This is a genomic window from Mesorhizobium sp. M7A.F.Ca.CA.001.10.2.1 (assembly GCF_003998575.1).
GTDB lineage: Bacteria > Pseudomonadota > Alphaproteobacteria > Rhizobiales > Rhizobiaceae > Mesorhizobium.
Window position 1 is genome coordinate 1 of sequence record NZ_RZQY01000366.1, and the last position, 5,865, is coordinate 5,865.

Consider the following 5,865-nt stretch of genomic DNA (forward strand, 5'->3'; position numbering starts at 1 on the left):
CACCCCTCTCCCCGTCACTATACGGGGAGAGGATGCCGGCAGGCAGGTGAGGGGCGGCGCAGACGCTGGCCATTACGAACGGTCGCTGTGACGCTGTAGGATTATCCGGGTGGATCCTGGCGTCACGAGCCTGGAATCTTCGAAGACTGTTCCTCTTGCGCGCCAACGATCTCCCTATATTCCCGCACTTCGCCATCGAGCCCGCGCAGCCGCCAGCTCTCCCCCTGCCTGCCCTCGACATGACAGGGCCCGATCGGCACCTTGCCGCCGCCTTCCGGCAGGTCGAGCACATAGACGGGGTTGCAGATGCCCGACAGCCGCGCCCGCAGCGCTTCGGTCAGCGCCTGTCCCTGCGCGATCGTCGTGCGCCGGTGCGCCATGCCGCGCGCGAGGTCGCCATGGTGCAGGTAATAGGGTTTGACGCCGAGGCGGTACATCAGCTCGCGGCAGAGCTCCTCCAGCGCCTCGATGCTGTCGTTGACGCCTTTGAGCAGAACGCTCTGGTTGAGCAGCACGAACCCGGCTCGCCGAAGCGTGCGGCAGGCCACCTCGGTAGCGCCGGTGATTTCACGCGCGTGATTGAAATGGGTGACGACGGTGACCATCAGCCGGCCCTGCAGCGTCGCGACGAGCCCTGATGTAATGCGCGACGGCAGCACCACCGGCACGCGCGTATGGATGCGCAGCAGCCGCACATGGGGGATCGCTTCGATGCGCGCGGAGATTTCGGCCAGTGCCTTGTCGGGCAGCGACAGCGGATCGCCGCCGGTCAGGATCACCTCACGGATTTCGGGATGCTCGGCGATATAGGCCAGCGCCGGCTCCAGCGCCTCGTGCGTATAGCCACGACCGATCGAGGTCAGCGATTCCTTGCGGAAGCAGAACCGGCAATAGACCGCGCATTGATAGGTCGGGAACAGCAGCACCCGGTCGGCATGACGGTGCGTCAATCGCGGCACCGGGCTGAAGTCATGATCGGCGATCGGATCGTCGAGCTCGCCCTCCGCTTCCTCAAGTTCCTGCGGAGACGGGATGACCTGCGCCCGGATCGGATCGGCCGGGTCGCTCCAGTCGATCAGGTCGAGATAGGCTTTGGGCGCGCGCACCTTGTGCTTCACCGCCGCGGCTTGGGCGGCCGCGCGCTCGGCTGGGGACAGCGGGAGGGACGCCAGATCGCGCACGTGGCGCACGCCGGCGCGGACGTCCGCCTGCCAGTCGGTGTCAGGGCCGACGGCGGGTGCATCGTGGAGGTTGGTGTCTGAAGTCATCAGGGTTCTCAGGACAGTTTCTGGCGGAGCTATCGGCCGGATGGCCAGGCGGGTCAACCTTCCGGGGTGGCCGCCGCCATCAAATCCACCGCCTGCAAATCCGTAGGTATTTAGCCAAAATGGCACTATTCTGCGCAGTCTGGGCTTCAGGGAAAAGGAATGGATTTCAGCACAGGCCATGGTTACCTGCTCATCGGCGGCCTCATCCTCGTCGGTACTGGGCTGCTCATCCTGTCGCTGATCGTCAATTTGCGCGTCGCCCACAGTGTGCGCGACGACGTGCGCCATCGCGAAAAGCTGCTGGAATACCACCGCAACATCTTCTCGCAGTTGGGCGTGATCCTGATCGGCATCGGCGTGTCCCTGTTCATCTTCTTTTTCCAGCAGAATTACCAAGACCAGCGCAGACGCGAAGCGGATCTTCAGCAGGTTCTGGCCAAGCTGGCGGCGCGCATCGCTCGCGGCGCTCCCCTCGGCGAGTCACTTGGCGAATTCGACGCGCTGCTGGATGACGGCGGGGCCTATATTAGTCCCGAACTTGGTGGAACCAACGCCGCCATCGGCGCGCAGGGAGCGGAGCTTGGCAAGCAGGTCCGCGAAATCCTGCTGGTTGAGCGCGACGTCGACATCCGGGACTTCGACATCCTCAACCTGTCGCGCGATTTCGAGTCGTCGTTCGTCGTCAACGAGCTCGATCCGACGCTATGGTTCGACATCGTGCGCGACGAGAGCGAGATCAAATATGCCATCACCCAACTCACCCTCGACTACAAGGACCTGCAGGATGCGATCGGCGGCGAGCCGATTGAGGTTGCGATCGCCAATCCTGAAACGCAGCGCAAGATCAAGCACGAGGTGCTCGACATCTTCTACGATGCCGACCTCTTGCGCCAGCGCAGCAGGCGATTTCTCGGCCGTGCGTGCTGGCTTCTCAGCCACGGACGCAGCTTTGTCAGTCTTGCACCGGTCGATGCGATCGAGGCCGATGCGAAGTCACATCAGGAATGGATAGACAGGTCGAAGCCCTTGCTGGCGCAGACGAAATCGGGCAACGGCGATTGCTTCAAACTGCTCCGGTACGGCCCGGCATCCTGAACTCCCGGCCGCACCGTTCGATTTGGAAGTCAGTCCCCCACACGTTGCAGCGTGCCGAGATGATTGTCGTCGAGAAAACCTACGGTCATGGCCGACGCCTTGCCGTCAGCGCCGACCACAAAACTTACGCCCGAGGGGCTGTCCGGCGTCTCCGCGTCGGGGAAGGTCAGGAAAAGGTCACCGTCGAAATGCCTCAATGAGTAGGACCGGCCGGCGGCCGGGCCTACCCTGAGCACAAGGTGGTCTCCCGCTTCCGACACAATCGCATCGCCGATGAAGTCGTTGGCGTACCGGCCGGCATAGACGCTGTCCGGCCCGGCTGGCCGTGGCGGAGACGGCGGCGCGGCATAGGCGGCCTTGGCCGCCGCGACCGCCGGACCGAACAGGCCCGCATAGATATCATTCCACGCCTTGACCCAGTCCTTCTCGACGTTACCGTCGAAGACGAGATCGGCGAAGCTGTCGGACAATCCCTCCGGCAGGCCAGTCGGAAAGGCGTTGGCGACGATGACGATGCCCAGCTTCTCCTTTGGGAAGACTGTCACCAGGGTACGCGCCCCGACACTGAAGGCGCCGGCGTGGCCCCAGCTCAGGCCGTGTCGGCCGAATTCGACGTTCCAGCCGAGGCCGTAGAACGATGCGCCGCCGGAGACGGGGTTGTTGCCGCGCGCTATCAGCGGAACATGCGTCTGGCTTAGCGCATCGGCGGCAATCAGTGTCTTGCCGGCATAAACGCCGTTGCCGAGGATGAGGCGCAGCCATTGCGAGAGGTCACGTGCCGTGGAGCTGACGCCGCCGGCGGGCGCCTGCGCATCCGGATCGCGCTCTATCTTCGCGGCCCAGGCGCCATCGACCTTGACGTGAAGCGCAGCACGGTTGCTTTGCTTGACGAAGTCCGAATGACGGGAACTGGTCGAGGCCATGCCAAGCGGACGGTAGAGCTTCTCCTCGGCGACCTCCTCCCAGGGCTTTCCTGTCGGTGTCGCGGCTGCCATGGCACCCTCTGTCAATCCGAAATTGCTGTAGGCATACCCGGCGCGAAAGCTCGACGATGGTGGCACGAACCGCAGGCGATGCACGATCTCGACGCGGTCGTAGCCAATACCTTCGAGGTCGTCTCCGGCGGTGCCTGGAAGCCCGCTGCGATGCGAAAACAGGTCACGAACGGTGAGTTGGCTCGCCGGATAAGGATCGGCCAACCGGAAGGCCGGATCGAGATCGGCGATCTTCGAATCCCAGGACACGATCCTGTCGCTAACCAACGCCGCTACGACGGTGGCGGAAACCGGTTTGGAAAGGGAGGCGATCTGGAACACCGTGTCGGCGTCGACGGTCTCTGGCTTGCCGGCCTCGCGATGCCCAAAACCCTTGAGGAAGATCACCTCGTCATCGCGCACGACGCCGATGGCGAGACCGGGTACAGCACCGTCCGCTACGGCGGCTTCGGCAAGCGCTTCGAGCTTCGACAGGGCAGCAGTGATGCGCTCGGGCGTGAGGGTATCGGCCGGCGCCGCGTGCGGCCAAAGCACCATTGCGGCGATGAAGACCCAAACCCTCCAATGACAGAGATTCCGATTCAGCCGCATGCACAAGCCTCCTCCCAAGCATTCACAAGGCCATGATACAGGGCCGCACGGGTGAGGCCAGCCCTTCTCGGGCCATTCGCGCAACCGGACGGTCGATCTCCTGATCGGCCGCGCCGACGACGCCATCACCTCTGCCGGGCTACCGCATCGACGTCGAAAGCGCGCTGATCGAACATCCGGCGGTCAACGAGCGAGTTGCCGAAGACACCCAGCGGCAAGATTCAGCGGTTCCTGCTGAGGAAGGCCGAGGTGGAGAAGCGGAAGGGGGTGATGCTGCCGATCTCCCCACTTGTGGGACCCGAAGGACGGGCGAGACCCGTGGCTCGCCCGGGAACGGCCCGGCACTACTCCTTTGCGCGAAAAACTTCCGGCACGACGAACACTTCGTCGGCCCGGCCATAGCCGCCGTCGGCGACCTCCTCCACCAGCACCATCGTGAAGGGGCGCACACCCTCGCCGAAAAAGTCGACGAACATGGCTGTCGTTCGATGGATGAGGTCTTCCTTCTGCGCCCTGGAGAGCGCCGCTTGCGGTAACTTGATGTTGGCGAATGGCATGATCTTTTCCTTTCTGTGGAATTTGAGGTTCGGCGTGGAGCGGTCGGCGACGGCTCAGACGACGCCGCCATTGGCGCGGATGATTTGTCCGTTGACCCAGAAGCTGTCCGGCCCGGCCAGGAACGAGACCAGCCCGGCAATGTCGTCGGGCTGGCCAAGCCGGCCGAGCGGGATCATCTTGCCGATGGCCTCGATCTGCGCCTCGCTCTTGCCGTCCGTGAACAGCGCGGTTTCGATCGGCCCGGGCGCTACTGCGTTAACTGTGATGCGGCGCGCGCCAAGCTCCTTGGCCAGGATGTGGGTCATCGCCTCGACACCCGCCTTGGTGGCGGCGTAGACGCCGTAGCCCGGCTGGTAGAGGCCGACGACGCTGCTGGAAAAATTGACGATGCGGCCGCCGTCGCGAAGCCGGCGCGCGCCTTCCCGCATGCCGCGGAACACGCCGCCGAGATTGATCGCGATCTGCGTGTCGAACGAAGCGTCGTCGGTCTGCGCCATCGGCGAAATCTTCATGACGCCGGCATTGTTGACGAGGATGTCGATGCCGCCGAACGCCTTCTCGCCGGCGTCGAACAGCGCTGCGATCCCATTCGGATCGGCGATATCGGCCTGAACGGCGATTGCCTTGCCGCCGCCGGCTTCGATGCTGCGCACAAGCTCTTCGGCCTCGGCGCGGCCCCGTGCATAATTGAGGACGACGGCGACGCCATCGCGGGCGAGCCGCTGTGCGATGGCGGCGCCGATGCCTTTGGAGGCGCCGGTCACGATCGCGGTTCTGGTTTGGCCACCCGTACTTGTTTGATTGGATGTCATGGAAGTCTCTCCGTGTTGGTGACACGGATATAGGCCGACCCGCTTTCCGTATAATCAGCCATCTATTGACATCACTATTCGGAAATTGCGAACAAGGGCCATGGATCGACTGGACACGATGCGGCTCTTCGTTCGCGTTCTGGAGCGGCGCAGCTTTACCGCTGCCGCGGCCGATCTCGGCCTGCCGCGTTCAACCGCGACGGAAGCGATCCGGCGGCTGGAAGAGCATCTCGGCGCGCGGCTTCTGGAACGAACGACGCGGCAGGTGAACGCCACGCAGGACGGCGAAGCCTACTATCGGCGCTGCCTGTCGATCCTGGCCGAGATCGAGGATGCCGAGGCCGCCTTTCGCAATGCCGAGCCTTTCGGCCTGCTGCGCATCGACGCCAGCACGCTGCTCACCCGCACATTCCTGTTGCCGCGCCTGCCGGAGTTCCTCGCCCGCTATGTCAGGATCGACCTGCAGATCGGCCAAAGCGACCGGCTGGTCGATCTCGTGCGCGAAGGCGTCGACTGCGTCATCCGCGTCGGCGAGCCGCCCGACAG

The 5,865-nt window shown here is 64.1% G+C and carries 6 protein-coding genes; 2 read left to right on the top strand and 4 right to left on the bottom strand.

The window, feature by feature from the left end; translation table 11 throughout:
* Window positions 1-122 precede the first annotated feature (122 nt).
* A complete protein-coding gene (locus tag EN964_RS21745; protein ID WP_127271998.1) occupies window positions 123-1,268 on the bottom strand; it encodes a KamA family radical SAM protein in 1,146 nt (381 codons plus the stop codon).
* Window positions 1,269-1,427: 159 nt separating this feature from the next.
* On the opposite strand from EN964_RS21745, the gene EN964_RS21750 reads away from it, so the two are divergent.
* A complete protein-coding gene (locus tag EN964_RS21750; protein WP_127276720.1) occupies window positions 1,428-2,363 on the top strand; it encodes a hypothetical protein in 936 nt (311 codons plus the stop codon).
* 29 nt (window positions 2,364-2,392) lie between these two features.
* Here EN964_RS21750 and EN964_RS21755 read toward each other — a convergent pair whose 3' ends face one another.
* The 3 genes from EN964_RS21755 to EN964_RS21765 form a co-directional block, all read right to left on the bottom strand.
* A complete protein-coding gene (locus tag EN964_RS21755; protein WP_127269407.1) occupies window positions 2,393-3,949 on the bottom strand; it encodes a serine hydrolase in 1,557 nt (518 codons plus the stop codon).
* A 344-nt stretch (window positions 3,950-4,293) separates the two neighbouring features.
* Complete coding sequence (locus EN964_RS21760; RefSeq protein WP_127269408.1) at window positions 4,294-4,506, bottom strand: 4-oxalocrotonate tautomerase family protein; 213 nt, start codon at window positions 4,504-4,506, stop codon at window positions 4,294-4,296.
* A 54-nt stretch (window positions 4,507-4,560) separates the two neighbouring features.
* Window positions 4,561-5,319 (bottom strand): SDR family oxidoreductase, encoded by a 759-nt coding sequence (locus EN964_RS21765; protein ID WP_127269409.1) that lies wholly within the window; start codon window positions 5,317-5,319, stop codon window positions 4,561-4,563.
* A 100-nt stretch (window positions 5,320-5,419) separates the two neighbouring features.
* On the opposite strand from EN964_RS21765, the gene EN964_RS21770 reads away from it, so the two are divergent.
* Window positions 5,420-5,865: LysR family transcriptional regulator (locus EN964_RS21770; protein WP_164775919.1), on the top strand; the 446-nt coding region annotated here is incomplete at its 3' end.